Below are 24,842 nucleotides of genomic sequence, written 5' to 3'. Positions count from 1 at the left end.
CCCTGGCCCCAGGTCCGGGTACGGCGTGCGCCGCACCCGGACCAGTGGTCAGTTGCCCGCGACCTGCTTCGCGTCCGGGCCGATGTACTTGTCGAGGAAGGCGGCGAGACGCGTGTACATCGTCTCGCGATGCTCGGGCTTGTAGAAGCCGTGGCCCTCGCCATCGACCACCAGGGTTTCCACCGGCGTGCCGGCGGCGGCGAATGCGTTCGCCTGCGCATCGAACTGTTCCATCGGCACGCGGCGATCGTCCTTGCCCGCGATCAGGAACACCGGCACCTTGATCCTGTCGACCAGGCGCGCCGGGGAATTGGCCAGCAGCACCGCCTGGTCGTCTCCCAGCACGCGCGACAGGTAGCGCCGGCCGGACTTGCTGTCCGGGATGTCGCCGGCCTCCTGCATCACGGTCAGGTCATACACGCCGACGTAGCCGACCGCGCACTTGTACAGATCGGGATAGCGGATCGGGTTCATCAACGCCGCATAGCCGCCGAAGCTGGCGCCGAAGCTGCAGATGCGCTGCGGATCGGCGAGCTTGTGGTCGATCGCCCAACGCACGCCGTCAGCGATGTCGTCCATCATCTTGCCGCCCCATTCGCGGTAGCCGGCCTCCTCGAAGTCGTTGCCGCGACCGCCCGAACCGCGGAAGTTCACCTGCAGCACGGCGTAACCGCGGCTGGCCAGGAACTGCGCATCCGGGTCGTAACCCCACCGGTCATACGGCCCATGCGGGCCGCCGTGCGGCATCACCACCAGCGGGTGCGGGCCGGCGCCCTTCGCGGTCACCAGGCCGAACAGCGTCTTGCCGTCGCGCGTGGTGAACTCGATGGGACGGGTGGACGCCATTTGCGCCGGCTTGATCCACGGTTCGATCTCGGCGATCAGCTGCGCCTTCACCGCGGTGCGGTCGAACACGTAGTAGGCGCCGGGATTGCGATCCGACCAGACGCTGAACAGCACCTTCTTCCCGTCGCGGCTGGCATCGGTGATGGTCAGCATCTCGCCGGGAAACTGCTTGAGCAGGGCCAGGTGCAGCTGCGCCCATTCCGACTTCGGGTCCAGGTACTGGATCGACGGGGCCGCGGCGTCGAAGACCGCGGCGAACGGCGGACCGTCATGGCCTTCGTACATCAGGTAGGCGATGTCGACGTCGTCGCGGCCCGCCAGTTTGGTGCGGGTCCCGGCCGCCAGGTCCAGCTTGTACAGCTGGCCGGGTTCGCCATGGTCGGACACCACCGCGTACACCGTGTTGTTGTCGGGCGCGAACCAGGTCGTGCCGACGGAACGGCCGGCCAGCGACTTGGGCATGGGCTGCCATTGGGCGTCGGCGCCAGGGCGGTAATGCAGCACCGGTTCGTCGTTGTCGTCGCTGGTGGTCATGATCCGGGCGCGACCGCTCTGGTCGAAATCGAACCCTGCCGGCTCGCCGTAGCGCTCGACTTCCTCGCGGTGGCCGGTCCGGGTGTCGACCTTGTAGGTCACCGAAGGGCCTTCCTCGCCGCAGACATATTGCCAGCACGTGAAGTCGACGAGGACCTTGCCGGGCTCACTGTCCAGCACCTTGACGACACTGGCGAAGCCCTGGTCCTTGCGCCGTCCGCGGACGGAGCCGGAATCGGGCACGTAGGCAAACAGGGTTTCCTGGTCCTTGCCGCGGATGTCGGTCGACATCAGTTCGCCATAGCTGACCGGCTGCGCCTTGAGCGGCTGCATCCGCGCGCGCGACACCACCAGTTGCGTGTCGTCGCTCCACAACACGTCCGAGACATGCTGCTGGCTGCCGAAGCGCAGGACCTGGGTCTTGCCGCTGCCGTCCAGGTCGACCACCTGCAGCTGCGTTTCCGTGCCCTCGGCGTTCGGCACGGCAAGTGCCACGCGATCGCCGGCTGGCGACAGCGTTACCGAGTAGATCTCGGCATGGCGGGCGAAATCCTTTACTGGCAATGCCTGTGCATGCGCGCCGTTGGCGGACAGCACAAACAACGCACCAGCCGCGGCCGCGGCAGTCCATCGATTCATTGGATCCCCATTGGTGATGCCCGCTCCCCGGGCGCGACCAGAGTAACGGCTGATGCGGGGGGCGCCAAATGGCCTGCCGTCCACGAGGTGCGCGGCTTCGGTCTTGCAGTGTCATCTGGCCGCCCTTGGCTTCGAGCCGCGTCAGGCAGTCTTGTCCGACGCGATGATGCCCGTGCCGTCGCCACGGCCGATGAGTCCTGACAGCCACCACTGCAGGGTTCTCAGACTTCGAGCGTGGCCAGGTCGCCCTTGGCTTCGAGCCGCGCCAGGCAGTCTTGTCCGACGCGATGTTGCCCGTGCCGTCGCCACGGCCGATGAGTCCTGACAGCCACCACTGCAGGGTTCTCAGACTTCGAGCGTGGCCAGGTCGCCCTTGGCTTCGAGCCACGCCTTGCGATCCCCTGCGCGCTTCTTCGCCAGCAGCATGTCCATCAGCGAACGGGTCCCGGCGTCGTCGTCGACGGTGAGCTGGACCAGGCGCCGGGTATCGGGGTGGATGGTGGATTCGCGCAGCTGCGACGGGTTCATCTCGCCCAGGCCCTTGAAACGGGTGACATGGACGGTGCCCTTGAGCTTCTCGCGTTCGATTCGCTCCAGCAGCAGGCGCTTCTCCTCCTCGTCGAGCGCGTAGAACACCTGCTTGCCGACGTCGACGCGGAACAGCGGCGGCATCGCCACGAAAACGTTGCCAGCGGCGACCAGCGCCGGGAAATGCCGCAGGAACAGTGCGCTCAGCAGGGTCGCGATGTGCAGGCCGTCGGAGTCGGCGTCGGCCAGGATGATGACCTTGCCGTAGCGCAGGCCGGAGACGTCGTCCTTGCCCGGGTCGCAGCCGATGGCCACGGCGAGGTCATGCACTTCGGTCGATGCCAGCACGCTGCCGGACGCGACTTCCCAGGTGTTGAGGATCTTGCCGCGCAGCGGCAGGATCGCCTGGAAGTCCTTGTCGCGCGCCTGCCGCGCCGAGCCCCCGGCCGAGTCGCCCTCGACCAGGAACAGCTCGGTTCGCGAGAGATCCTGGGAGATGCAGTCGGCGAGCTTGCCGGGCAGGGCTGGGCCCTGGGTGACCTTCTTGCGGGTGACCTGCTTTTCCGTCTTCAGGCGCGCCGACGCGCGCTCGATCGCCAGTTGCGCGATCCTGCCGCCCAGTTCGACGTGCTGGTTGAGCCACAGCGAAAACGCGTCGTGGGCCGCGCCCTCGACGAAGCCGGCCGCCTGCCGCGACGACAGCCGCTCCTTGGTCTGGCCGCTGAACTGCGGCTCGGTCATCTTCAGCGACAGCACGAATGCCACCCGGTCCCACACATCCTCCGGCGCCAGCTTGACCCCGCGCGGCAGCAGGTTGCGGAAGTCGCAGAACTCGCGCAACGCGTCGGTGAAACCGGTGCGCAGTCCGTTGACGTGGGTGCCGTGCTGCGGCGTCGGGATCAGGTTGACGTAGCTTTCCTGCAGCAGTTCGCCGTCGGGTACCCAGGCCACCGCCCAGTCCACGATTTCGGTATTCCGGTCCAGCCGCCCGACGAACAGCTCCGGCGGCAGCAGCTCGATGCCGGCCAGTTCGCCCTTCAGGTAATCGCGCAGGCCGTCCTCGTAGCGCCACTGGCTGCGCTCGCCGGTGGCGACGTCGTGCAGGCGCACGGTGAGCCCCGGGCAAAGCACGGCCTTGGCGCGCAGCAGGTGCTTGAGCGCGCGCAGGTTGAACTTGACGGTATCGAAGTACTTCGGGTCCGGCCAGAAGCGCAGGCGGGTGCCGGTGTTCCTGCGGCCGACGCTGCCGATGGTTTCCAGCGCGCTGGCGCGCTCGCCGTCGGCGAAGCGCATCCGGTACTCGTTGCCGTCGCGCCTGATGAAGACCTCGACCTGCGTGGACAGCGCATTGACCACGCTGACGCCGACGCCGTGCAGGCCGCCGGAGAACGTGTAGTTGCGGTTGCTGAACTTGCCGCCGGCATGCAGCCGGGTGAGGATCAGTTCGACGCCGGGGATCTTCTCCTCGGGATGGATGTCCACCGGCATGCCGCGGCCGTCATCGGCGACTTCGCAACTGCCGTCGGCGTGCAGCACCACCTCGAGTTCGCGCGCATGGCCGGCCAGCGCCTCGTCGACCGCGTTGTCGATCACTTCCTGCGCCAGGTGGTTGGGGCGGGTCGTGTCCGTGTACATGCCGGGCCGGCGCCGGACCGGGTCCAGCCCCGACAGCACTTCGATGTCGGCGGCGTCGTAACGGCTGTTCATGCGATCGAACCCATGCGGTTGCGGGCAACCCTGGCAAGGCGGGAGGCGCATTGTCGCGTATCGGCGGCGGGCGCGTTAAGACTCCGTTGTTCAGTTGCGAGCAGGCTGGCGGTCGCTAGGGTCGCCACGTCGTCGAGGGGCGCGACGGTGACCGCAGGGGCCAGCGCAACCGGAATTCCGGTGCCATCCGTGCGCGATCCCTGAAGTTCGATACAAGCACTCGTTGAACCAATCATCCTCGCGTCCGATGACGCTCGATCCAATGACCTCATGGAGATCCCGCCGATGACCCAGCGCAAATTCCTCATCCCGACCCTGCTCGCCACCGCCCTGGCCACGCCGTTCGCGTTCGCCCAGAGCGCCGGCACCCAGGCGCAGGCCGACGCCAATGCGCAGGCCGACGCAGTGCAACAGGCAACCGCGGACGCCAAGGCCGCCGGTGAGAACGTCGGCGACGCCGCCAGCCAGGCCGCGACGACCGGCGCCAGGGCGGCCGACCAGGCCAGCGACCAGGCCGGCGCGGCCGTCTCCGGCAATGCCAGCGCCAGCGCCAACGCGGCCGTCACCGCCGGCAGCGACGACGATGCCACCGCGACCGAGCCCGAAGAGGAGGAAGACGGTTCGCAGTAAAGCCATCCGCGGGCCCGCCGGCAGGTTTGGCGGCCACCCGTGCCACGATGCCCCGGGAATCCCGGGGCATCGTCTTTTTCGTCGCAGGAACAATGGTTTGCACGGCAAGCGAGTCCACGACGACGGGCACGAATGCCCGGCTTGCCTGTAGAATGGGGCTTTCCAGCGAGCCGCTGCCGCCATGACCGCCTCCAGCCCCGTCACCCCGCTCATCTTCGTCACCGGTGGCGTGGTTTCCTCGCTCGGCAAGGGCATCGCCGCCTCCTCGCTGGCGGCCATCCTCGAAGCGCGCGGGCTGCGCGTGACGATGATGAAGCTCGACCCCTACATCAACGTCGATCCGGGCACGATGAGCCCGTTCCAGCACGGCGAGGTCTACGTCACCGACGATGGCGCCGAGACCGACCTGGACCTGGGCCACTACGAGCGCTTCGTCAACACCCGCCTGTCCGGCCGCAACTCGATCAGCACCGGCAAGATCTACGAGGCGGTGATCCGCAAGGAGCGCCGCGGCGATTACCTCGGCGGCACCGTGCAGGTGATCCCGCACGTCACCGACGAGATCAAACGCTGCATCGATGCGGCCACCGCGGGCTTCGACGTGGCGCTGGTGGAGATCGGCGGCACCGTCGGCGACATCGAATCGCTGCCGTTCCTCGAGGCGATCCGCCAGATCCGCACCGAGCGTGGCCCGGACATGGCGCTGTTCATGCACCTGACGCTGGTGCCCTTCATCGCCGCCGCCGGCGAGCTCAAGACCAAGCCGACCCAGCACTCGGTCAAGGAACTGCGATCGATCGGCATCCAGCCCGACGTGCTCGTGTGCCGCAGCGAGCAACCGCTGCCCGACGGCGAACGCCGCAAGATCGCGCTGTTCACCAACGTGCCGGAGAAGGCGGTCATCTCCGCCGTCGACCTGGACAACATCTACAAGATCCCGATGTGGCTGCATTCGCAGCACCTGGACCAGATCGTGGTCGAGCGCCTGCACCTTGGCGACAAGGCCGCCGCCGACGCCGACCTTTCGCAGTGGGAGGCGGTGGTGGATGCGGCCGAGCATCCAGTCGATGCGGTCACGATCGCGGTGGTCGGCAAGTACGTGGACCACCAGGACGCCTACAAGTCGCTGTCCGAGGCCCTCAAGCACGGCGGCCTGCGCCAGCGCACGAAGGTGACGCTGAAGTGGCTGGAATCCAGCGAGATCGAGCGCGACGGCGCCGGCGTGTTGCAGGGCGTGGATGGCATCCTCGTCCCCGGCGGGTTCGGCGATCGCGGGTTCGAGGGCAAGGTGCTGGCGGCCCAGTTCGCGCGCGAATCCGGGACGCCCTATTTCGGCATCTGCTACGGCATGCAGGCGGCGGTGGTGGACTACGCGCGCCACGTGCTCGGCCTGGCAGACGCCAACAGCACCGAAAACGACCGGCAGACGCAGCACCCGGTGATCGGCCTGATCACCGAATGGCGCACCGCCAGCGGCGACGTCGAGCGTCGCAACGAGGACAGCGACCTGGGCGGCACCATGCGCCTGGGCCTGCAGGAGCAGCGGATCCGCCCCGGGACCCTGGCGCACGCGCTGTACGGCGCCGACGTGGTCGGCGAGCGCCATCGCCACCGCTACGAATTCAACAACCGTTACCGCACCCAGCTCGAGGACGCCGGCCTGGTCATCAGCGCCAAGTCGATGGACGACACCCTGGTGGAAATGATCGAGCTGCCGCAGTCGCGGCACCCGTGGTTCCTGGCCTGCCAGGCGCATCCGGAATTCCTGTCGACGCCTCGCTCGGGCCACCCGCTGTTCATCGGCTTCATCCGCGCCGCGCGCGAGCACAAGGCACAGGCCGGCGGCAGGCTGCTGAAGGAGGCGAGCGCGTGACTGTCCTTGCCCATTGTGGGAGCGGCTTCGGCCGCGAGTTCCTGACACTTCTTTTCCGGGCCGAAAGGCTCGCGGCTGAAGCCGCTCCCACAGGAAACCCGGCATGAACCTGTGTGGATTCGAGGTCGGCCTCGAGCATCCGTTCTTCCTGATCGCCGGTCCCTGCGTGATCGAGTCGATGCAGCTGCAACTCGACACCGCCGGCACCCTGAAGGAAATCACCGGTTCGCTCGGCATCCCCTTCATCTTCAAGTCCAGCTTCGACAAGGCCAACCGCACCTCCGGCACCAGCTTCCGCGGCCCCGGGCTCGAGGAAGGCCTGAAGGTGCTGGCGGAGGTGAAGAAGCAGGTCGGCGTTCCGGTGCTCACCGACGTGCACGAATACACGCCGATGGACGAGGTCGCGGCGGTCGTCGACGTGCTGCAGACGCCCGCGTTCCTCTGCCGGCAGACCGATTTCATCCAGAAGGTCGCCAGCGCCGGGCGCCCGGTCAACATCAAGAAGGGCCAGTTCCTGTCGCCGTGGGAAATGAAGCACGTCACCGACAAGGCCAAGGCCACCGGCAACCAGGAGATCATGGCCTGCGAGCGCGGCGTGAGCTTCGGCTACAACAACCTGGTCAGCGACATGCGTTCGCTCAGCGTGATGCGCGACACCGGTTGCCCGGTGGTGTTCGATGCCACGCATAGCGTGCAGTTGCCCGGGGGCGCGGGTGGCAAGTCCGGCGGCCAGCGGGAATTCGTGCCGGTGTTGTCGCGCGCCGCGATGGCGGTCGGCATCGCCGGCATCTTCATGGAGACCCACCCGGATCCGGACAAGGCGCTGAGCGACGGCCCCAATGCGTGGCCGCTGGGCAGGATGCGCGCGCTGCTGGAAACGCTGCTCGAGATCGATCGCATCACCAAGCGCAACGGTTTCCTCGAGGCATCCGCGTAACGCGTCGTGCCCGCATGCATCCGGCGTCCCCGGCTGGCGAAGGACCCGCCGGTCCCGGGGTTGGCGGGCCAGCCGGCCCCCGGGGACCACGGAACTACAACTTCCCTCCATCAAATCGACACCATGACCACCATCGCAAAAGTCCACGCCCGCGAAATCCTCGACAGCCGCGGCAACCCGACGCTGGAAGCCGAAGTCACCCTCGGTGACGGCAGCTTCGGCCGCGCGCTGGTGCCCTCCGGCGCCTCCACCGGCAGCAAGGAAGCGGTGGAACTGCGCGACGGCGACCGGACCCGCTACGGTGGCAAGGGCGTGCGCAAGGCGGTGGCCAACGTCAACACCGCGATCGCGCAGGCGCTGGCCGGCTTCGACGGCGACCAGGCCGCTCTGGACCGGCGCCTGGTCGATCTCGACGGCACCGAGAACAAGGGTCGCCTCGGCGCCAATGCGCTGCTGGGCGTGTCGCTGGCCAATGCCCATGCGGTGGCGGCCTCGCGCAGGTTGCCGTTGTGGCAGCACCTGGCCAATGGCCGCGACGTGTCGTTGCCGGTGCCGATGATGAACATCATCAACGGCGGCGCGCACGCCGACAACAACGTCGACCTGCAGGAGTTCATGGTGTTGCCGGTCGGCTTCGACTCCTTCTCGGAGGCCTTGCGGTCGGGCACCGAGATCTTCCATGCGCTGAAGTCGGTGCTGAAGGGCAGGGGCCTGTCGACCGCGGTCGGCGACGAGGGTGGTTTCGCGCCCGACCTGCGCAGCAACGAGGAAGCGCTGGAAACGATCCTGGAAGCGATCGGCAAGGCCGGCTACAAGGCCGGCGAGGACGTGATGCTGGGGCTGGATGTCGCCTCCAGCGAATTCTTCGACAACGGCAAGTACAACCTCACCGGCGAAGGCAAGCGCCTGACCGGCGAGCAGTTCGTCGAGTTCCTGGCCAACTGGGCGGCGCAGTACCCGATCGTCACCATCGAGGACGGCATGGACGAGGGCGACTGGGCCGGCTGGAAGCTGCTGACGCAGCGGCTGGGCGACAAGGTGCAGCTGGTCGGCGACGACCTGTTCGTGACCAATCCGAAGATCTTCAGGGACGGCATCGAGCAGGGCGTGGGCAACGCCATCCTCATCAAGGTCAACCAGATCGGCACGCTCACCGAGACCCTTGAAGCGATCGCGATGGCCGATGCCGCGCGCTACGCCTCCGTGGTTTCGCACCGCTCCGGCGAGACCGAGGACACCACCATCGCCGACATCGCCGTCGCCACCACCGCGACCCAGATCAAGACCGGCTCGCTGTGCCGCAGCGACCGCGTGGCCAAGTACAACCAGCTGCTGCGGATCGAAGAAGCGCTGGGCAGCGCCGCGAAGTACGCCGGGCGCGGCGCGTTCGTCTCGCTCAAGCGCTGACCACGAAGCCGATGCGCGGGCTGCGGATCGTCCTGCTGCTGTTGCTGGTGCTGCTGGCGTGGCTGCAGTACCGGCTGTGGTTCGGCGGCGGCGGCCAGCGCGAGGTCCAGGTGCTGCAGCACCGGGTGCAGCAGCAGGCGCGCGACAACGCCGGCCTGCAGCAGCGCAACGATGCGCTCGCCGCCGAGGTCGAGGACCTCAAGTCCGGCGAAGCCGCGGTCGAGGAGCGCGCGCGCAACGAACTGGGCATGATCAAGCCGGGCGAGACCTTCTATCGCGTCGTCGAGCCGCAGCCGGCGACGGCCGAACCGGCGCCCGCGGAACCGGCGCAATGACCCTGGACCAGGCCCGCGGCGGGCTCTGGGCGATCGTGCCTGCGGCCGGCGCGGGCACGCGTTTCGGCGCCGCGCTGCCGAAACAGTACCTGGAGGTGGAAGGCGAACCGCTGGTCGCGCACGCCCTGCGCGCGCTGCTCTCGCATCCGGCGATCGAGGGCGCGGTCGTCGCGCTGGCGGACGGCGATCCGCACTGGCCCGGCTGGACCGAGCTGGAGGGCAAGCCCATCGTCGCCTGCCTCGGCGGCGCGACCCGTGCCGATTCGGTGCTGGCGGCGCTTGCCGCGCTGCCGGCGAGCGTGCGCCCCGACGATTTCGTGCTGGTCCACGACGCGGCGCGCCCCAACCTGTCGCAGGCCGACCTGCAGCAACTGCTCGAGCGCGGCCGCGCCGATCCGGTGGGCGCGATCCTCGCCGCGCCGGTGCGCGACACCCTCAAGCGCGCCGGCGACGACGGCGGCATCGACGCCACCCAGCCACGCGAGCACCTGTGGCGCGCGCTCACGCCGCAGCTGTTCCGGCGCCTGCAGCTGACGCGCGCGCTGGAAGCCGCGCAGCGCGACGCCGTGGTCGTCACCGACGAGTCGATGGCGATGGAGCGCCAGGGCCACCGGCCGCTGCTGGTCGAGGGCAGCGAGGACAACCTGAAGGTCACCACTCGCGCGGACCTGGCGCTGGTGGCGTTCCTGCTGCGCAGCGCCGCCGCCGGGGAGGACTGACGCATGTTCCTGGGGCACTTCGCGGTCGCGCTGGCCGCCAAGCGCGCGGTCCCGGCGACTTCACTGGGTACGCTGGTGCTGGCGGCGCAGCTTGCGGACCTGGCCTGGCCGGCGCTGCTGCTCGCGGGCGTGGAAACCGTTCGGATCCAGGTCGGTGCGACCACGGTGACGCCGTTGCTGTTCGACCACTATCCCTGGTCGCACAGCCTGGCCACGCTGGTGCTGGCGGGCCTCGTCCTGGGCGGCTGCCATTTCCTGTGGCGTCGACGCCCGCGCGATGCCTTCGTGCTGGCATTGCTGGTTCCGAGCCATTGGCTGCTGGATTGGGTGGTGCACGTGCCCGACCTGCCGTGGACGCCCGCCCCAGGGTCGCCACTGGCCGGGCTCGGCCTGTGGAATTCGATGCCCGCGAGCCTGGCGATCGAATTGGGCTTGCTCGCGCTGGGCGCACTGATGTACCTGCGGATTTCCCGGGCGCGTGACCGGATCGGGAACTGGTCCATGGCGGTGCTGCTGGCGTTCCTCGTGCTGGTGTACGCGGGCAACGTGCTTGGCCCGCCACCGCCGGGCATCGGCGCGCTCGCCGCGGTGGGACTGGCGCAGTGGCTGCTGGTGGCATGGGCGGCGTGGGCGGACGCGCATCGGCGTGTGCGAGGATCGGCGCTATGAACGGCATCCGCATCGGCCAGGGATTCGACGTGCATGCCTTCGGCGACGGCGACCACGTCATGCTGGGCGGAGTGCGCGTGCCGCACGATCGCGGGCTGCTCGCGCACAGCGACGGCGACGTCGTCGTCCACGCCTTGTGCGACGCCCTGCTCGGTGCGCTTGCGCTGGGCGACATCGGCCGGCACTTCCCGCCTTCGGATCCGCAATGGAAAGGCGCCGACAGCCTGGCGTTCCTGCACCATTGCGACGGGCTGGCGCGCGCGCGCGGCTGGCGCGTGGGCAATGCCGACGTCACCGTGGTCTGCGAGCGGCCCAGGGTCGGGCCGCACGTCGAGGCGATGCGCACCACGCTGGCGGCTGCGCTGGGGATCGCGCTGGATGCCGTGAGCGTCAAGGCCACGACCACCGAGGCGCTCGGCTTCACTGGTCGCGGCGAAGGCATCGCGGCACAGGCGATCTGCCTGCTCGTGCGCGCGTGAGCAGCGAGGCGGGTCCACGCGACGCATGGCCGCAGGCGCTGGGGCCGCCGGTATTGTCGGCACGGATCCGCGCCACGCCCGAGGATTTCCTGGTGGAGGAACTGGACGCATTCGCGCCCAGCGGCAGCGGCGAGCACCTGTTGCTCGACATCCAGAAGCGCGGCATGAACACCGCCTTCGCCGCGAAGCGGATCGCGGAGTGGGCCGGGATCGCCGAGGCCGGGGTCGGTTACGCCGGGCTGAAGGACCGCCACGCCGTGACCCGACAGCGCTTCAGCGTGCACCTGCCCAGGAAGGTCGCGCCCGACATCGCCGCGCTGGAAGGCGAGGGGTTGCGGGTGCTCGGCCACGCCTGGCATGCGAAGAAGCTGCCGCGCGGGGCCCTCGCCGGCAATCGCTTCGAACTGGTGCTGCGCCAGGTCGACGGCAACCGCGATGCCATCGATGCAAGGCTGCACGCCATTGCCGCGCGCGGCGTGCCCAACTACTTCGGCGTGCAGCGCTTCGGCCGCGGCGGCGACAACGTCGGCAATGCGCTGGCGATGTTCGGTGGACGCCGGATGGCGCGCGCGCAACGCACGCACCTGCTGTCGGCTGCGCGTTCGCAGCTGTTCAACCGGGTGCTCGCGGCGCGAGTGGCCGCCTGCAACTGGGACCAGGCGCTGGAGGGCGAAGCGTGGATGCTCGACGGCAGCCGCAGCGTGTTCGGACCGGAATCGTTCAACGAGACGCTCGCGCGGCGCCTGGCGGAATTCGACATTCATCCGAGCGCGCCGTTGTGGGGGCGGGGCGGGTTGCGCACGGCCGCCGCCGCGCTGGAACTGGAAACCAGGGCGCTGGCCGATGCGCAATCGCTGGCGTTGCGCGCCGGCCTGGAAGCTGCGGGGCTGAAGCAGGAGCGCCGCGCCACCCGCCTGCTGCCGCAGGCGCTGGAATGGGCATGGCAAGGGGCGGCAATCCTGCAACTGCGTTTTTCGTTGCCGCCGGGCGCCTACGCGACCACCGTCCTGGGCGAACTTGGCGCGATCACCGACGCCGCGGGGCAGGCCGCGCAAGACGCCTGAACCCGGCGGGTGTCAGCGCTTCAGCAGCACCAGCACCGCACCATTTCCGCCCTGCGCGGGTGGGGTCGAATGGAAGGCCAGCACGTCGGCACGCTGGCGCAGGACGCGATCCACGAGGTTCTTCAGCACCGGCACGCCACTGTCCGAATGCAGGCCCTTGCCGTGGATGACGCGCACGCAACCCAGGCCGGCATGCAGCGAGGCCTTGATGAAATCGCGCAACAGTGCCTCGGCGCGAAGGGCGTCGGCATGGTGCAGGTCCAGTTCGTCCTGCGCCGCGTACAGGCCGCGGCGCAGCCGCTGCAGCAAGCGCGGCGGGATTTCGGCGCGGCGGTAACTGAGTGCATCCCCGGCCTCCAGCACGTCGGCCTGCAGCGCCCGCCGGAATTCGCCCAACGCCTGGGCGTCGTCGCGCGCGGCCATGCGAGGCAGGGCGCGTGGTGGCGGCTTGCGCGGGAGCGCCGCCCGGGGCGGCAGTTCGCGCACCGGGCCGATGGCATCGCGGAACAGCGACGCGTCGTCCTGCGGTGGCGCCGGCGGCGGTTCCCCGGGCGATGGCATGCGGCGTTTTCCCATGGCGCCAGCCTAGCGTGGCGCGGCTGCGACTGCATGGTGCCGACGGCCGGCGCGCATCCGCTATCATGGACGCTCACGCTCACGCCTTCATGGTTCCACGTCCGGGGGCAAGTCAGGATTTCATGCGCGTACTGGTCAGCAACGACGACGGTGTCGACGCACCCGGCATCCGGATCCTCGCCCGGGGACTGCGCGAGGCGGGGCACGAAGTACTGGTCGTCGCCCCGGACCGGGATCGTTCCGGCGCCAGCAATTCCCTGACCCTGGATGCGCCTGTGCGGGTGCTCCAGCGCGACGAACACACCTGGTGCGTCTACGGCACGCCTACCGACTGCGTGCACGTGGCCATTACCGGCATGCTGGAACTGGAACCGGACATGGTCGTGTCGGGAATCAACAACACCGCCAACCTCGGCGACGACGTGATCTACTCGGGCACCGTCGCCGCGGCGATGGAAGGGCGATTCCTCGGGCTGCCGGCGGTTGCGATGTCGCTCGCCACCCGCGGCCACCGCGGCGAGCACTACGAAACCGCCGCGCGCGCCGCGGTCGAGATCATCGCCCGGCTGCAAAAGGATCCGCTGCCGGCCGACACCATCCTCAACGTCAACGTGCCGGATGTTCCGTGGTCGGAAGTGCGCGGCTTCGAGGTCTCGCGCCTGGGCAACCGCCACAAGTCCGAGCCCTGCGTGCAGCAGGCGGATCCGCGCGGCCGCACCTGGTGGTGGATCGGCGCGGCCGGCCCCGAGCAGGACGCCGGTCCGGGGACCGACTTCAACGCGGTGCGCAGCGGCCATATCGCGATCACGCCGATCAACGTCGACCTGACCCGCTACCAGGCGCTCGAACAGGTTTCCAGTTGGGTCGAAGGCCTGGGAACCGAACTCGGCGAGGCCGCGGAATGACCGCGCGCCTGCGCCTGCAACCCGAAGCGGTCGGCCTGGGCATGACCAGCCAGCGCGTGCGCGATCGCCTGATCGAACGGCTGCGGGCCGGTTCCCATCCCGGCGGGGGCATCCGCGACGAGCGCGTGCTCAACGCGATCCGCACCGTGCCGCGGCACCTGTTCATGGACGAAGCCCTGGCCACCCGCGCGTACGAGGACACGGCGTTGCCGATCGGGCACGGCCAGACCATTTCCCAGCCGTGGGTGGTGGCGAAGATGACCGAAGCCCTGTTCGCCGATGGCGCGCAACCGAAAAAGGTGCTGGAAGTCGGTACCGGCTCCGGCTACCAGGGCGCGATCCTCGCCGCGCTCGGATTGGAGGTCTACACGGTCGAGCGCATCGGCGAGCTGCTCCGCACTGCGCGCAAGCGCTTCCGTACGCTTGGCCTCAACGTGCGCAGCAAGCACGACGACGGCCGCATCGGCTGGCCGGAATGCGCGCCGTTCGATGCCATCGTGGTCACCGCCGCGGCCCCGGCGCTGGTCGAGGCGCTGACCGCGCAACTCGCGCCGGGCGGCACGCTGGTCGCGCCGGTCGGCGCCGGCAGCGGGCAGTCGCTGCTGCGGCTGCGAAAGGATGCCGACGGCGCGGTCAGCCAGGACAACCTCGGTGCGGTGGTGTTCGTGCCGCTGCTCTCCGGGATGATCGATTGATGCCGCGCAACGCCTGCGCCGGGGGCCGACGATGAAATTGTTCGGCCCGATCTACGAGCGCGCGCTGGCCTGGGCGCGCCACCCGCGCGCGCCGGCGTTGCTGACCGGCCTCAGCTTCGCCGAGGCGGTGTTCTTCCCGGTGCCCCCGGAAGTGATGCTGGCGCCGATGGCGCTGTCGCAGCCGAAACGTGCGTTCCGCTTTGCATCGTTGAGCCTGCTGGGTTCGCTGGCTGGCGCGGTGCTCGGCTATGCGCTCGGCCATTACGCCTACGAGCTGGTCAAGCCGCTGCTGGTGTCCCTGGGCTGGATCGATCGGATCGACGAACAGGTCGAGTACCTGCGCGGGATCGCCGCCGATTCGCCCTGGAAGACCTTCTGGATCCTGGTCCTGGCCGGATTCACGCCGATCCCGCTGAAGTTCTTCACCTGGGCATCGGGTATCGTCGGGGTGCCGTTGCTGCCGTTCATGGCCAGCATGGCGGTCGGGCGCGGCAAGCGCGTGTACCTGATCGCGGCCGCGATCCGCCTTGGCGGCGCGCGTGCCGAAGCGGCACTGCATCGCTGGATCGAGCCACTGGGATGGATCGCCACCGCACTGCTGGTGTCGGGCATCGGTTACCTGGCATGGAGGGCGCAGACGGGATGAGGTCGACGGGACGAGTGCTGGTGCGGATGGCTGCCCTGCTGGCGTCGGCGGCGTTGCTCGCGGCCTGCGGCAGCAGCCATGTGGTGCGCAGGACGGGGGGCGATCGCGGCCCGGTGCAGGTGTCGAAGCCGAAATACGGCGTCACCACCACCGTGCGTCGTGGCCAGACGCTCTATCGCATCGCCACCGACAACGGCATCAGCGCGCGTGACCTGGCGGCCTGGAACGGCATCGCGCCGCCGTACACGATCTATCCCGGGCAGCGCCTGCGGCTGTATCCCGGCGGGAGTTCGCGCCAGCACGCTGCCGGCAACGCGACGGTTTCGCGTCCCCCCGCCAGCGCGCCGCGCCCGGCGGCGCCGGTGGCGCCACCGCCTTCCAGTCCTTTCTCGTGGCGCTGGCCGGTCGAAGGCACCCTGCTGGCCCGCTATGCCGCGGGCGAGCCGACCCGGCAGGGCATCGACATCGGCGGCACCGCCGGTGCGGCGGTGCGCGCGGCGGCAGACGGCGTGGTCGTGTATTCGGGATCGGGCCTGGTCGGCTACGGCGAGTTGGTCATCATCAAGCACGACGAACAATGGTTGTCGGCCTACGGTCACAACCGCGCGCGCCTCGTCAACGAGGGCCAGGTGGTCAAGGCCGGGCAACAGATCGCCGAGCTCGGCCACAGCGGCGCACCCCGCGACATGCTGCATTTCGAGATCCGCTACAACGGCAAGCCGGTGGATCCGTTGTCCTACCTGCCAAGGCAATAGCCGGCCCCGGCACTATTACTACGCGCGGATCCGCCCCCCATGCGCGGCGCGCAGGCAGCTCCAGGCGCAACGTCCTGCAGCTTGCAGGCGCATCGGTCTTGCTGTTGCACAAGTGCGACGAGTCCGTCGAGGCTCCTGCGCAAGCTGGCCGCAAGTCACGCCGAGGGCGCGTCAGTGTCCGCCCTGCGGAAAGACGAAAGCGGCCACGACCCGCCGGCCCTCGCCGGCGAGCACGCTATAGGTGCGGGCCGCGGCGGCGTTCGTCATCGCCTCCAGGCCGACGCCGCGCTGCAGGCAGGCCGCAAGCGTGGCAGGGGGCGGAAACGCCTGGGCGGTGCCGGTGCCCAGCACGATCAGTTCGGGCCGCAGGGCGAGCAGCGGCTCCAGCGCCACGGGCGGCAGCGTCGCGACATCGCGGTAGGGCCAGTCCTCGACCAGCGTATCGGGCGCGATGATGAAGCTGCGCCGCAGGGTGCGTTCATTGACCAGCGCGGACCTTCCGTCCGCGGCACGCAGGAAGAACGGGTAGTCCGGGCGTTCCAGGTTGAGCTGCATGCAGGCGCTTCTCCTGCCGTGGCCGCCGTCAGGGACGCGGCAGCACGATCCGGCGGTGATCCTTCGATGGCCGGTACAGGATCGCGGTGTGGCCGATGCGCTGCACCAGCACGGCATCGGTGCGACGGGCCAGCTCGGCGATCATCGCGTCGCGGGCGTCGCGCTCGCTGCCCGCGATCTTCACCTTGATCAGTTCGTGGTGTTCCAGCGCGCCATCGACCTCGGCCACCAGCGCCTCGCTGATGCCCTTGCCGCCGACCTGCAACAGGGCTTTCAGGTCGTGCGCCTGGCCGCGCAGGAAGCGGGTCTGGGCGGCGGTCAGGGGGATGGACATCGGGTCACGCAAAAGAGGGGAATACGGCGCGCAGGGTATCATGGCGGCCCCCATCGCCCGGCGTTCCGCGCAGCCGCATGGCCACCCGCAGCAAGTCCAGCCAGCGCTGGCTCAAGGAACATTTCTCCGACCCCTACGTGAAGAAGGCGCAGGCCGAAGGCCTGCGCTCGCGCGCCGCCTACAAGCTGGAGGAGCTGGTCGCGCGCGACCGCCTGTTGAAGCCGGGCATGGTCGTGGTCGACCTTGGCGCGGCGCCGGGCGGTTGGTCGCAGTGGGTGCGGCAAGCGCTCGGGGACGGCGGACGCGGCGATCCGGGCCGGGTCATCGCGCTGGACATCCTGGAGATGCCGGCGCTGGCCGGGGTCGAGTTCCTTCATGGGGATTTCAGGGAGGATGTGGTCCTGTCGCAGCTGGAAGCCATGCTCGGCGGCCAGCCGGTCGACCTTGTTCTGTCCGACATGGCCCCCAATAAGAGCGGTATGGACGCGGTCGACCAGCCGCGGATGATGCACCTGGCGGAGCTGGCAATGGACTTCGCCGACAACCACCTTCGTCCGGACGGCACCTTCCTGATCAAGCTGTTCCAGGGCACCGGGTTCGACCAGTACGTCCGCGAGCTGCGACGGCGCTATGCCAAAGTGGCGATCCGGAAGCCGGCGGCGTCGCGCAAGCGCTCGCCGGAAGTCTATGCCCTGGCACAGGGCAAGCTTGCGCAGACCAAGACCGCCTAGCCGACAGGACTACCGCAATTCATGAACGACCTGGCCAAGAATCTGATGCTGTGGGTAGTCGTCGCCGTCGTGCTGATGGTGGTGTTCCAGAGCTTCAGCCCGAAGAGCGCCGCCACCCAGGCTCTGACCTACGACCAGTTCGTGCAGGAGGTGCAGGGCGATCGCGTCGCCAAGGTCAACATCGCCGAGGACCGCACCACGATCGCCGGCGAGCGCAAGGACGGCAGCAAGTTCACCACCTATGCGCCGGGTGACAAGGACCTGGTGAACGACCTGCTCAACCACGACGTCACCACCGTGCAGACGCCGCCGTCCAGCGGCCTGTCGCTGGGCATGATCCTGGTCAACGTGCTGCCGTGGCTGCTGTTCATCGGCATCTGGGTGTACTTCATGCGCCAGATGCAGCAGGGCGGGGGCAAGGGCGCGATGTCGTTCGGGCGCTCGCGCGCCAAGCTGCTCAACGAGGATCAGACCAAGATCACCTTCGCCGACGTCGCCGGTTGCGACGAGGCCAAGGAGGAAGTTTCCGAACTGGTCGAGTTCCTGCGCGATCCGGGACGCTTCCAGAAGCTGGGCGGCAAGATCCCGCGCGGCGTGCTGATGGTCGGCCCGCCAGGCACCGGCAAGACGCTGCTTGCCAAGGCGATCGCCGGCGAGGCCAAGGTGCCGTTCTTCTCGATTTCCGGCTCCGACTTCGTCGAGATGTTCGTGGGCGTCGGCGCCTCGCGCGTGCGCGACATGTTCGAGCAGGCCAAGAAGCACGCGCCATGCATCATCTTCATCGACGAGATCGACGCGGTCGGCCGCCACCGCGGCGCCGGACTGGGTGGCGGACATGACGAGCGCGAGCAGACCCTGAACCAGTTGCTGGTGGAGATGGACGGCTTCGAGGGCGGCGAGGGCGTGATCGTGGTCGCGGCGACCAACCGCCCTGACGTGCTCGATCCGGCGTTGCTGCGCCCGGGCCGCTTCGACCGCCAGGTGGTCGTCGGCTTGCCCGACGTGCGCGGCCGCGAGCAGATCCTGAAGGTACACATGCGCAAGGTGCCGCTGGCCGACGACGTCGTGCCGATGGTGATCGCGCGCGGTACGCCGGGCTTCAGCGGCGCGGACCTGGCCAACCTCGTGAACGAAGCGGCGCTGTTCGCCGCGCGCGAGAATGCCAAGGACGTGCGCATGGAGCACTTCGACAAGGCCCGCGACAAGATCATGATGGGCACGGAGAACCGCTCGATGGCGATGAGCGAGCAGGAGAAGACGCTCACCGCCTACCACGAGGCCGGCCATGCCATCGTCGGTCGGCTGGTGCCCGAGCACGACCCGGTCTACAAGGTCACCATCATCCCGCGTGGCCGCGCGCTGGGCGTGACCATGTACCTGCCCGAGGGCGACAAGTACTCGTACAACCGCACCGCGATCGAATCGCAGCTGTGCTCGCTGTACGGCGGGCGCGTGGCCGAGGAGCTGATCTTCGGCGACGACAAGGTCACCACCGGCGCCTCCAACGACATCGAGCGCGCGACCAAGATGGCGCGCAACATGGCGACCAAATGGGGCCTATCCGAACTCGGCCCGATCACCTACGGCGAGGAGGAGGACGAAGTCTTCCTCGGCCGCTCGGTGACCCAGCACAAGAACGTCTCCGACGAGACTGCGCGCCGGATCGACGAGGTCGTGCGCGGCATCCTCGACCGCGCCTACGACCGCACCAGGACGATCCTCACCGAGAACCTGGACAAGCTGCACACGATGGCCAAGCTGCTGCTCGAGTACGAGACCATCGACGCACCGCAGGTCGATGCGATCATGGAAGGCCGCGAACCGCCGCCGCCGATGGGCTGGACCAGGGGCGGCCCGGCGCGCGACGAGCCCAAGCCGATCATCATCGGCGGCCCGGCCGCGCAGACCTGAGGGTTGCCAGCCTGCCCTGGAGAGGCCAGAGTCCGCTCTGGCCTTTTTCGTTGATGCGAACACGATGTTCGATACCAGTCCGCAACTCGACTGCGCCGGCCGCATCCTGAAACTCGATCGCCCGCGGGTAATGGGCATCGTCAACGCGACTCCGGATTCGTTCTCCGACGGCGGCGAGCATGCGACGGTCGAGGCCGCCATCGCGCACGGGCTGGCGCTGGCGGGGGAGGGCGCCGACATCCTCGACATCGGCGGGGAATCGACCCGCCCCGGCGCCGCGGAGGTATCGCCCGAGGAAGAACTGCGGCGGGTCATCCCGGTGATCGAGGCGCTGGCGCGGCAGACATCGCTACCGCTCAGCATCGACACCTCGAAACCGGAGGTGATGCGCGCCGCGATCGCGGCCGGTGCCGGCATGCTCAACGACGTGCATGCCTTGCGCCGCGAAGGCGCGCTGGAAGCCGCGGCCGCGCTAGGCGTGCCGGTGGTGCTGATGCACATGCTCGGCGAGCCGCGCTCGATGCAGGAGGCGCCGCGTTACGACGACGTGGTGGCCGAGGTGCACCGCTTCCTCGCCGAACGCATCTTCGCCGCGGAGATGGCGGGAATCGCGAAGAAGAACATCGTCGTCGATCCCGGTTTCGGCTTCGGCAAGACCGGCGAGCACAACCTGCTGCTGCTGGCACAGCTCGGGAGGTTCCGGGAACTGGGGGTACCGATCCTTGCCGGGCTGTCACGCAAGAAGACCATTGGCGACATCACCGGCCGCGACGACCCGCGCCAGCGCGTTTCCGGTTCGGTCGCCGCGCACCTGGTCGCCGCCCAGCGCGGGGCGCTGCTGCTGCGCGTGCACGACGTCGCCGCCACCGTCGACGCGTTGAAGGTGTGGAATGCGGTGGCTGCGGTGGCGATGCCCGGTACCCGGGCGGCCGCGCCCCCGATCCGCTGGCCGGACGACGAATAACCCCTGCTTGCGGCGCCAACCCGGCGGTCGTACGCTCGGCCAAGCAACCGGGGAACTGAATGGGCCAGGTGTCCGCCGAGTCGAAGGCCAGCGTCGAAGGCGCCCTGCGCCATGCGGTGGCCGACCCGGTCCTGCTCGAGGCCGGCCGCGCCCTGGTCGACAACGACATCCCCCACGCCGAAACGCTGTTGCGCGAGCGGCTGCGGCGCTCGCCCACCGATGTCGCCGCGATCCGCATGCTGGCCGAGGTGGCGGCGCGGATCGGGCGCTACGAGGACGCCACCCACCTCCTGGAGCGCTGCCTGGAGCTCGCGCCTGGCTTCGCCGCGGCGCGCCAGAACTACGCCATGGTCCTGCATCGCAGCAACCGCCCGCAGGAGGCGCTGGCGGAGGTCGAACGGCTGCTGGCCAGCGACCCGGACAACCCCGGCTACCGCAACCTCAGGGCAGTGGTGCTGTGCCGCACCGGCGACTTCGACGAAGCGATCGAGCTGTACGAAGGGATCCTCGCCGACCATCCCGGGCAGAGCCGGGTCTGGCTCAGCCAGGGACATGCGCTGAAGACCGCGGGCCAGGCCGGGCGCGCGATCGCCGCCTACCGCCGCTGCATCGACATCGAGCCGGGCTTCGGCGATGCCTGGTGGAGCCTCGCCAACCTCAAGACCTTCCGCTTCGACGACGCCGACCTCGCCACGATGCGCGCCCAGCTGGGGCGGACGGACCTCGGCGACGAGGATCGCCTGCACCTGGATTTCGCGCTCGGCAAGGCGCTCGAGGACCGCGGCGAATACGCGGACGCCTTTGCGCACTATTCCCGCGGCAACGCGCTGCGGCTGGTGCGGACGCCGTACTCGGCCGACGCCAACAGCGCCCGCCTGCAGCGCGCCACGGAGATCTATACATCCGACTTCTTCCAGGCGCGCGCCGGATACGGCGTCGCCGCGGCGGATCCGATCTTCATCGTCGGCATGCCGCGCGCGGGCTCGACCCTGGTCGAGCAGATCCTGTCGAGCCACCCGCTGGTCGAGGGCACGATGGAACTGCCCGAGCTCACCTCGCTGACGCGGGTGCTGCGCCTGCAGGGCGCCGGGGACGGCCCCGCCCGCTACCACGAGGTGCTGGCGGGGCTGGACGCCGATGCGGTGCGCGAACTCGGCGAGCGCTACCTGGAGCGCACCCGCATCCAGCGCAAGTCCGGGGCGCCTTTCTTCATCGACAAGATGCCGAACAATTTCGCGCATATCGGCCTGATCCGGCTGGCATTGCCCGACGCGAAGGTCATCGACGTGCGCCGGCACCCGCTGGCCTGCGGCTTCTCGCTGTTCAAGCAGCAGTTCGCGCGCGGCCAGGACTTCAGCTACAGCCTTGGCGACATCGGCCGCTACTACCGCGACTACGTCGGCCTGATGGCGCACTTCGACCAGGCCTTGCCCGGCTACGTCCATCGCGTCGCCTACGAAGCGCTGGTCGAGGACACCGAAACCGAGGTGCGGCGCCTGCTCGACCATTGCGGCCTGCCATTCGCGCCGCAATGCCTGCGCTTCTTCGAAAACGATCGTCCCGTGCGCACCGCCAGCTCCGAACAGGTGCGGCAGCCGATCTATCGCGCCGGCGTCGATCACTGGACGCATTTCGAACCATGGCTGGAACCGCTGAAGGCGGCGTTGGGCCCCGTGCTCGACGCGTGGCCTGCGGCACCTGTCCCGGACCGGGACACGACACCTTGATGCACCAACCTTGATGCACCACCAGGAGGAAGGGGAGATGGGGATTTCGAAGGGGATGGGTTCCACGAGGCCGGGTTCGACCAGGACCAGGACGCTGGCGCGCCTGCCGCTGGCCGTCGCGATCTGCATGGGGGTGCAGTCGATGGCGTTCGCGCAGGACACGCAGGATGCGGCAGCGCAGGATGCGCCGGCCGACCAGGCCGCGGCGCCGGGGGCGCAGAAGGACCAGCCACGCACGCTCGGCACGGTGACGGTGACCGCGCAGAAGCGCGAGGAGAACCTGCAGGAAGTCCCGATCAGCATCCAGGCGATCGGCCAGCAGCAGCTCGAGCAGCAGGACGTGGCGTCGTTCAACGACTACGCCAAGATGATCCCGAGCCTGTCGTTCGGCACCGCCGGTGGCGGCGTGTTCTCCGGCCCGGGCTTCGCCCAGGTGTACATGCGCGGCGTCGCCAGTGGCGGCGACGGCAATCATTCGGGTTCGCGCCCGAGCGTCGGCGTGTACCTGGACGAGCAGCCGATCACCACCATCACCGGCGCGCTCGACATCCACATGTACGACATCACCCGCGTCGAGGCGCTCGCAGGGCCGCAGGGCACGCTGTACGGCGCCAGTTCGCAGGCCGGCACCCTGCGCATCATCACCAACAAGCCCGACCCGTCCGGCTTCGCTGCCAGCGCCGCGGCCGAGGTCAACGTCGTCAACGGCGGCGGCGTCGGCCACGTGCTCGAGGGCATGGTCAACCTGCCGATGAACGATCGCACCGCGCTGCGCATGGTCGGCTGGCAGAAGCACGACGCCGGTTACGTCGACAACGTGCGCAGCACCATCACCTTCCCGACCTCCGGGATCGTGGCCGACAACACCGCCTTCGTCGAGGACGACTACAACGACGCCGATACGGTCGGCGCGCGCGCGGCGCTGCGGATCGACCTCAACGACAACTGGACCATCACCCCTGCGATCATGGGCCAGCACCAGGACGCGCACGGCAGCAGCGGCTACGACCCGAGCGTCGGCGAGTTCAAGGTCATGCACGGCTACCCTGAATTCTCCAAGGACAAGTGGTACCAGGCCGCGCTCACCGTCCAGGGCAGGATCGGCAACTTCGACCTGACCTACACCTATGCGCACCTCAAGCGCGACGTCGATTCGGCGGCCGACTACACCGATTACGGCTTCTGGTACGACACCCTGGCCGGTTACGGCGCCTACATGTGCACGGACTTCGATCCGGTGTCGTTCACATGCGACCCGGCGACCTACATCAACCCATCCCAGCACATCTTCGCCACCGACGGTTACCGTACCGACAGCCACGAGCTGCGCCTGGCGTCGCCGGCGGACAACCGCGTGCGCGTGGTCGGCGGCCTGTTCTGGCAGCGGCAGTCGCACGACATCCTGCAGGACTACAGGGTCGACGGGCTTTCCGCAGTGCAGGAAGTCCCGGGCTGGCCGGACACGATCTGGCTGACCGCGCAGCAGCGCGTGGACCGCGACAAGGCGGTGTTCGGCGAGGTCTCGTTCGACATCACCCCGCGGCTCACCGCCACCGCCGGAATGCGCTGGTTCCGCGCCGACAACAGCCTGTACGGCTTCTTCGGCTATGGCGACTGGGGCTGGAGCAGTTCCTCGGGCGTGGTCATCTGCACCGTCGACCAGCAGTTCCTCGGCGCGCCCTGCGTCAACCTGGACAAGCGGGTCAAGGAAAGCGACCACATCGGCCGCTTCAACCTGAGCTGGAAGTTCGACGACGACAAGATGCTGTACGCCACATGGTCGGAAGGCTATCGCCCGGGCGGCATCAACCGCCGCGGCACGGTGCCGCCGTACACCTCGGATTTCCTCACCAACTACGAGGCGGGCTGGAAGACGGCGTGGCTGGACAATCGCGTGATCTTCAACGGCGCGGTGTTCCGCGAGGACTGGAAGGACTTCCAGTTCTCCTACCTCGGGCTCAACGGCCTGACCGAGATCCGCAATGCCAACAAGGCGCGGATCGAAGGCATGGAGCTGGAACTGCAGTGGCAGGCCAGCTACAACTTCCTGCTGTCCGGCGGTTTCGCCTGGTACGACGCCAAGCTGATGGAGGACTACTGCGGCTTCAACGGCGCCGACGGCAACCCCACCAGCGTCTGCCCGCCCGGCACCATCAATCCGGCCACCGGCGATCCCGTCGACGGACCCCAGGCAGCGGAAGGGACGCGCCTGCCGATCACCGCCAGGTTCAAGGGCAACGTCACCGGGCGCTACACATGGGACGTCGGCGCCGACGAAGCGTACGTGCAGGGGGCGGTGTTCCACCAGGGCAGCCGCCGCACCGACCTGCGCGATGCGGAGAACGCGTTGCTGGGCAACCTCGATGCCTACACGCTGTTCGACCTCTCGGGCGGGATCGCCCACGGGAACTGGAACTTCGACCTGTTCGTCAAGAACCTGTTCGACAAGCGCACGGAGCTGAGCAAGTTCGCAGAGTGCGCGACCCTGACTTGCGGCTACACGCCCTACATCCTCAGCACCCCGCCGCGGACGATCGGCGTGCGCGTGTCCAGGGCGTTCTGATCGGTAACCCCCGCGGGCCCGGCGATCGTGCCTGGCCCGCGGCGGCGGCGTTCGAATTCCGGAGACTCCTGCCCGCGGCGTCCACGGCTGCTCGATCTCCCGGGCATCCGGTA

22 protein-coding genes and 1 pseudogene are annotated in these 24,842 nt (G+C 68.8%); 18 read left to right on the top strand and 5 right to left on the bottom strand.

All coding sequences use genetic code 11. From position 1 onward, the window contains the following. Positions 1 to 48: 48 nt before the first annotated feature. Both MQC88_RS04360 and parE read right to left on the bottom strand, forming a co-directional pair. Positions 49 to 2,019 carry an alpha/beta hydrolase family protein gene (locus MQC88_RS04360; protein WP_243319386.1) on the bottom strand — a complete coding sequence of 657 codons (1,971 nt, stop codon included), beginning with the start codon at positions 2,017 to 2,019 and terminating at the stop codon, positions 49 to 51. Between the two features lie 345 nt (positions 2,020 to 2,364). Next, positions 2,365 to 4,254 (bottom strand): DNA topoisomerase IV subunit B, encoded by a 1,890-nt coding sequence (gene parE / locus MQC88_RS04355; protein ID WP_243319385.1) that lies wholly within the window; start codon positions 4,252 to 4,254, stop codon positions 2,365 to 2,367. Positions 4,255 to 4,539: 285 nt separating this feature from the next. Between parE and MQC88_RS04350 the strand changes: the two genes are divergently transcribed. The 9 genes from MQC88_RS04350 to truD all read left to right on the top strand — a co-directional run bounded on the left by MQC88_RS04350 (position 4,540) and on the right by truD (position 12,367). Next, complete coding sequence (locus tag MQC88_RS04350; RefSeq protein WP_243319384.1) at positions 4,540 to 4,884, top strand: hypothetical protein; 345 nt, start codon at positions 4,540 to 4,542, stop codon at positions 4,882 to 4,884. 181 nt (positions 4,885 to 5,065) lie between these two features. Next, a complete protein-coding gene (gene pyrG / locus MQC88_RS04345) occupies positions 5,066 to 6,757 on the top strand; it encodes a CTP synthase (protein WP_243319383.1) in 1,692 nt (563 codons plus the stop codon). A gap of 103 nt (positions 6,758 to 6,860) precedes the next feature. After that, positions 6,861 to 7,694, top strand: a complete 834-nt coding sequence (gene kdsA / locus MQC88_RS04340; RefSeq protein WP_243319382.1) for a 3-deoxy-8-phosphooctulonate synthase — start codon at positions 6,861 to 6,863, stop codon at positions 7,692 to 7,694. 123 nt (positions 7,695 to 7,817) lie between these two features. Next, the gene (gene eno, locus MQC88_RS04335; RefSeq protein ID WP_243319381.1) at positions 7,818 to 9,101 is read left to right on the top strand and encodes a phosphopyruvate hydratase; all 1,284 of its coding nucleotides are present in this window, start codon (positions 7,818 to 7,820) and stop codon (positions 9,099 to 9,101) included. An 11-nt stretch (positions 9,102 to 9,112) separates the two neighbouring features. Further along, the gene (gene ftsB / locus MQC88_RS04330) at positions 9,113 to 9,436 is read left to right on the top strand and encodes a cell division protein FtsB (protein WP_243319380.1); all 324 of its coding nucleotides are present in this window, start codon (positions 9,113 to 9,115) and stop codon (positions 9,434 to 9,436) included. Further along, a complete protein-coding gene (ispD, locus tag MQC88_RS04325) occupies positions 9,433 to 10,155 on the top strand; it encodes a 2-C-methyl-D-erythritol 4-phosphate cytidylyltransferase (RefSeq protein ID WP_243319379.1) in 723 nt (240 codons plus the stop codon). Before ftsB ends, ispD begins: the two co-directional genes overlap by 4 nt. Positions 10,156 to 10,158: 3 nt before the next feature. Beyond that, on the top strand, positions 10,159 to 10,824 hold the full coding sequence (locus tag MQC88_RS04320; protein ID WP_243319378.1) for a hypothetical protein: 666 nt from the start codon (positions 10,159 to 10,161) through the stop codon (positions 10,822 to 10,824). Beyond that, on the top strand, positions 10,821 to 11,303 hold the full coding sequence (gene ispF / locus MQC88_RS04315) for a 2-C-methyl-D-erythritol 2,4-cyclodiphosphate synthase (protein ID WP_243319377.1): 483 nt from the start codon (positions 10,821 to 10,823) through the stop codon (positions 11,301 to 11,303). Before MQC88_RS04320 ends, ispF begins: the two co-directional genes overlap by 4 nt. Next, the gene (truD, locus tag MQC88_RS04310) at positions 11,300 to 12,367 is read left to right on the top strand and encodes a tRNA pseudouridine(13) synthase TruD (protein ID WP_243319376.1); all 1,068 of its coding nucleotides are present in this window, start codon (positions 11,300 to 11,302) and stop codon (positions 12,365 to 12,367) included. Before ispF ends, truD begins: the two co-directional genes overlap by 4 nt. A 12-nt stretch (positions 12,368 to 12,379) precedes the next feature. Here the strand turns inward: truD and MQC88_RS04305 are convergent, their stop codons facing one another. Then, on the bottom strand, positions 12,380 to 12,943 hold the full coding sequence (locus MQC88_RS04305; protein ID WP_243319375.1) for a Smr/MutS family protein: 564 nt from the start codon (positions 12,941 to 12,943) through the stop codon (positions 12,380 to 12,382). Positions 12,944 to 13,065: 122 nt separating this feature from the next. Between MQC88_RS04305 and surE the strand changes: the two genes are divergently transcribed. From surE to MQC88_RS04285, 4 genes are read left to right on the top strand one after another with little or no spacing between them, the layout of a single operon-like run. After that, complete coding sequence (surE, locus tag MQC88_RS04300; protein ID WP_243319374.1) at positions 13,066 to 13,848, top strand: 5'/3'-nucleotidase SurE; 783 nt, start codon at positions 13,066 to 13,068, stop codon at positions 13,846 to 13,848. Then, complete coding sequence (locus tag MQC88_RS04295; protein ID WP_243319373.1) at positions 13,845 to 14,543, top strand: protein-L-isoaspartate(D-aspartate) O-methyltransferase; 699 nt, start codon at positions 13,845 to 13,847, stop codon at positions 14,541 to 14,543. The genes surE and MQC88_RS04295 overlap by 4 nt, the downstream gene beginning before the upstream one ends. 31 nt (positions 14,544 to 14,574) lie before the next feature. Beyond that, on the top strand, positions 14,575 to 15,189 hold the full coding sequence (locus tag MQC88_RS04290; protein WP_243319372.1) for a YqaA family protein: 615 nt from the start codon (positions 14,575 to 14,577) through the stop codon (positions 15,187 to 15,189). Beyond that, positions 15,186 to 15,944: a peptidoglycan DD-metalloendopeptidase family protein gene (locus MQC88_RS04285; protein WP_243319371.1), complete on the top strand. Its 759-nt coding sequence runs from the start codon at positions 15,186 to 15,188 to the stop codon at positions 15,942 to 15,944. The genes MQC88_RS04290 and MQC88_RS04285 overlap by 4 nt, the downstream gene beginning before the upstream one ends. A gap of 171 nt (positions 15,945 to 16,115) precedes the next feature. Here MQC88_RS04285 and MQC88_RS04280 read toward each other — a convergent pair whose 3' ends face one another. Beyond that, positions 16,116 to 16,499 carry an Mth938-like domain-containing protein gene (locus tag MQC88_RS04280; RefSeq protein WP_243319370.1) on the bottom strand — a complete coding sequence of 128 codons (384 nt, stop codon included), beginning with the start codon at positions 16,497 to 16,499 and terminating at the stop codon, positions 16,116 to 16,118. Positions 16,500 to 16,527: 28 nt separating this feature from the next. Continuing rightward, positions 16,528 to 16,833 carry a ribosome assembly RNA-binding protein YhbY gene (yhbY, locus tag MQC88_RS04275; RefSeq protein ID WP_243319369.1) on the bottom strand — a complete coding sequence of 102 codons (306 nt, stop codon included), beginning with the start codon at positions 16,831 to 16,833 and terminating at the stop codon, positions 16,528 to 16,530. Positions 16,834 to 16,910: 77 nt separating this feature from the next. Here yhbY and rlmE point away from each other — a divergent pair, with 77 nt between their 5' ends. The 5 genes and pseudogenes from rlmE to MQC88_RS04250 all read left to right on the top strand — a co-directional run bounded on the left by rlmE (position 16,911) and on the right by MQC88_RS04250 (position 24,729). After that, positions 16,911 to 17,564, top strand: coding sequence for a 23S rRNA (uridine(2552)-2'-O)-methyltransferase RlmE (rlmE, locus tag MQC88_RS04270; RefSeq protein ID WP_243319368.1), 654 nt, complete (start codon positions 16,911 to 16,913; stop codon positions 17,562 to 17,564). Positions 17,565 to 17,585: 21 nt separating this feature from the next. Further along, a pseudogene (ftsH, locus tag MQC88_RS04265) lies at positions 17,586 to 19,406 on the top strand (ATP-dependent zinc metalloprotease FtsH); the annotation flags it as partial. 133 nt (positions 19,407 to 19,539) lie between these two features. After that, the gene (folP, locus tag MQC88_RS04260; RefSeq protein WP_243319366.1) at positions 19,540 to 20,439 is read left to right on the top strand and encodes a dihydropteroate synthase; all 900 of its coding nucleotides are present in this window, start codon (positions 19,540 to 19,542) and stop codon (positions 20,437 to 20,439) included. Between the two features lie 59 nt (positions 20,440 to 20,498). Then, complete coding sequence (locus MQC88_RS04255) at positions 20,499 to 22,166, top strand: tetratricopeptide repeat-containing sulfotransferase family protein (RefSeq protein ID WP_243319365.1); 1,668 nt, start codon at positions 20,499 to 20,501, stop codon at positions 22,164 to 22,166. A gap of 37 nt (positions 22,167 to 22,203) precedes the next feature. Next, the gene (locus MQC88_RS04250; protein WP_243319364.1) at positions 22,204 to 24,729 is read left to right on the top strand and encodes a TonB-dependent receptor; all 2,526 of its coding nucleotides are present in this window, start codon (positions 22,204 to 22,206) and stop codon (positions 24,727 to 24,729) included. Positions 24,730 to 24,842: the final 113 nt, after the last annotated feature.

Source organism: Cognatiluteimonas sedimenti, from assembly GCF_022808325.1.
GTDB lineage: Bacteria > Pseudomonadota > Gammaproteobacteria > Xanthomonadales > Xanthomonadaceae > Cognatiluteimonas > Cognatiluteimonas sedimenti.
This window is presented reverse-complemented; position numbering and strand designations above follow the sequence as displayed.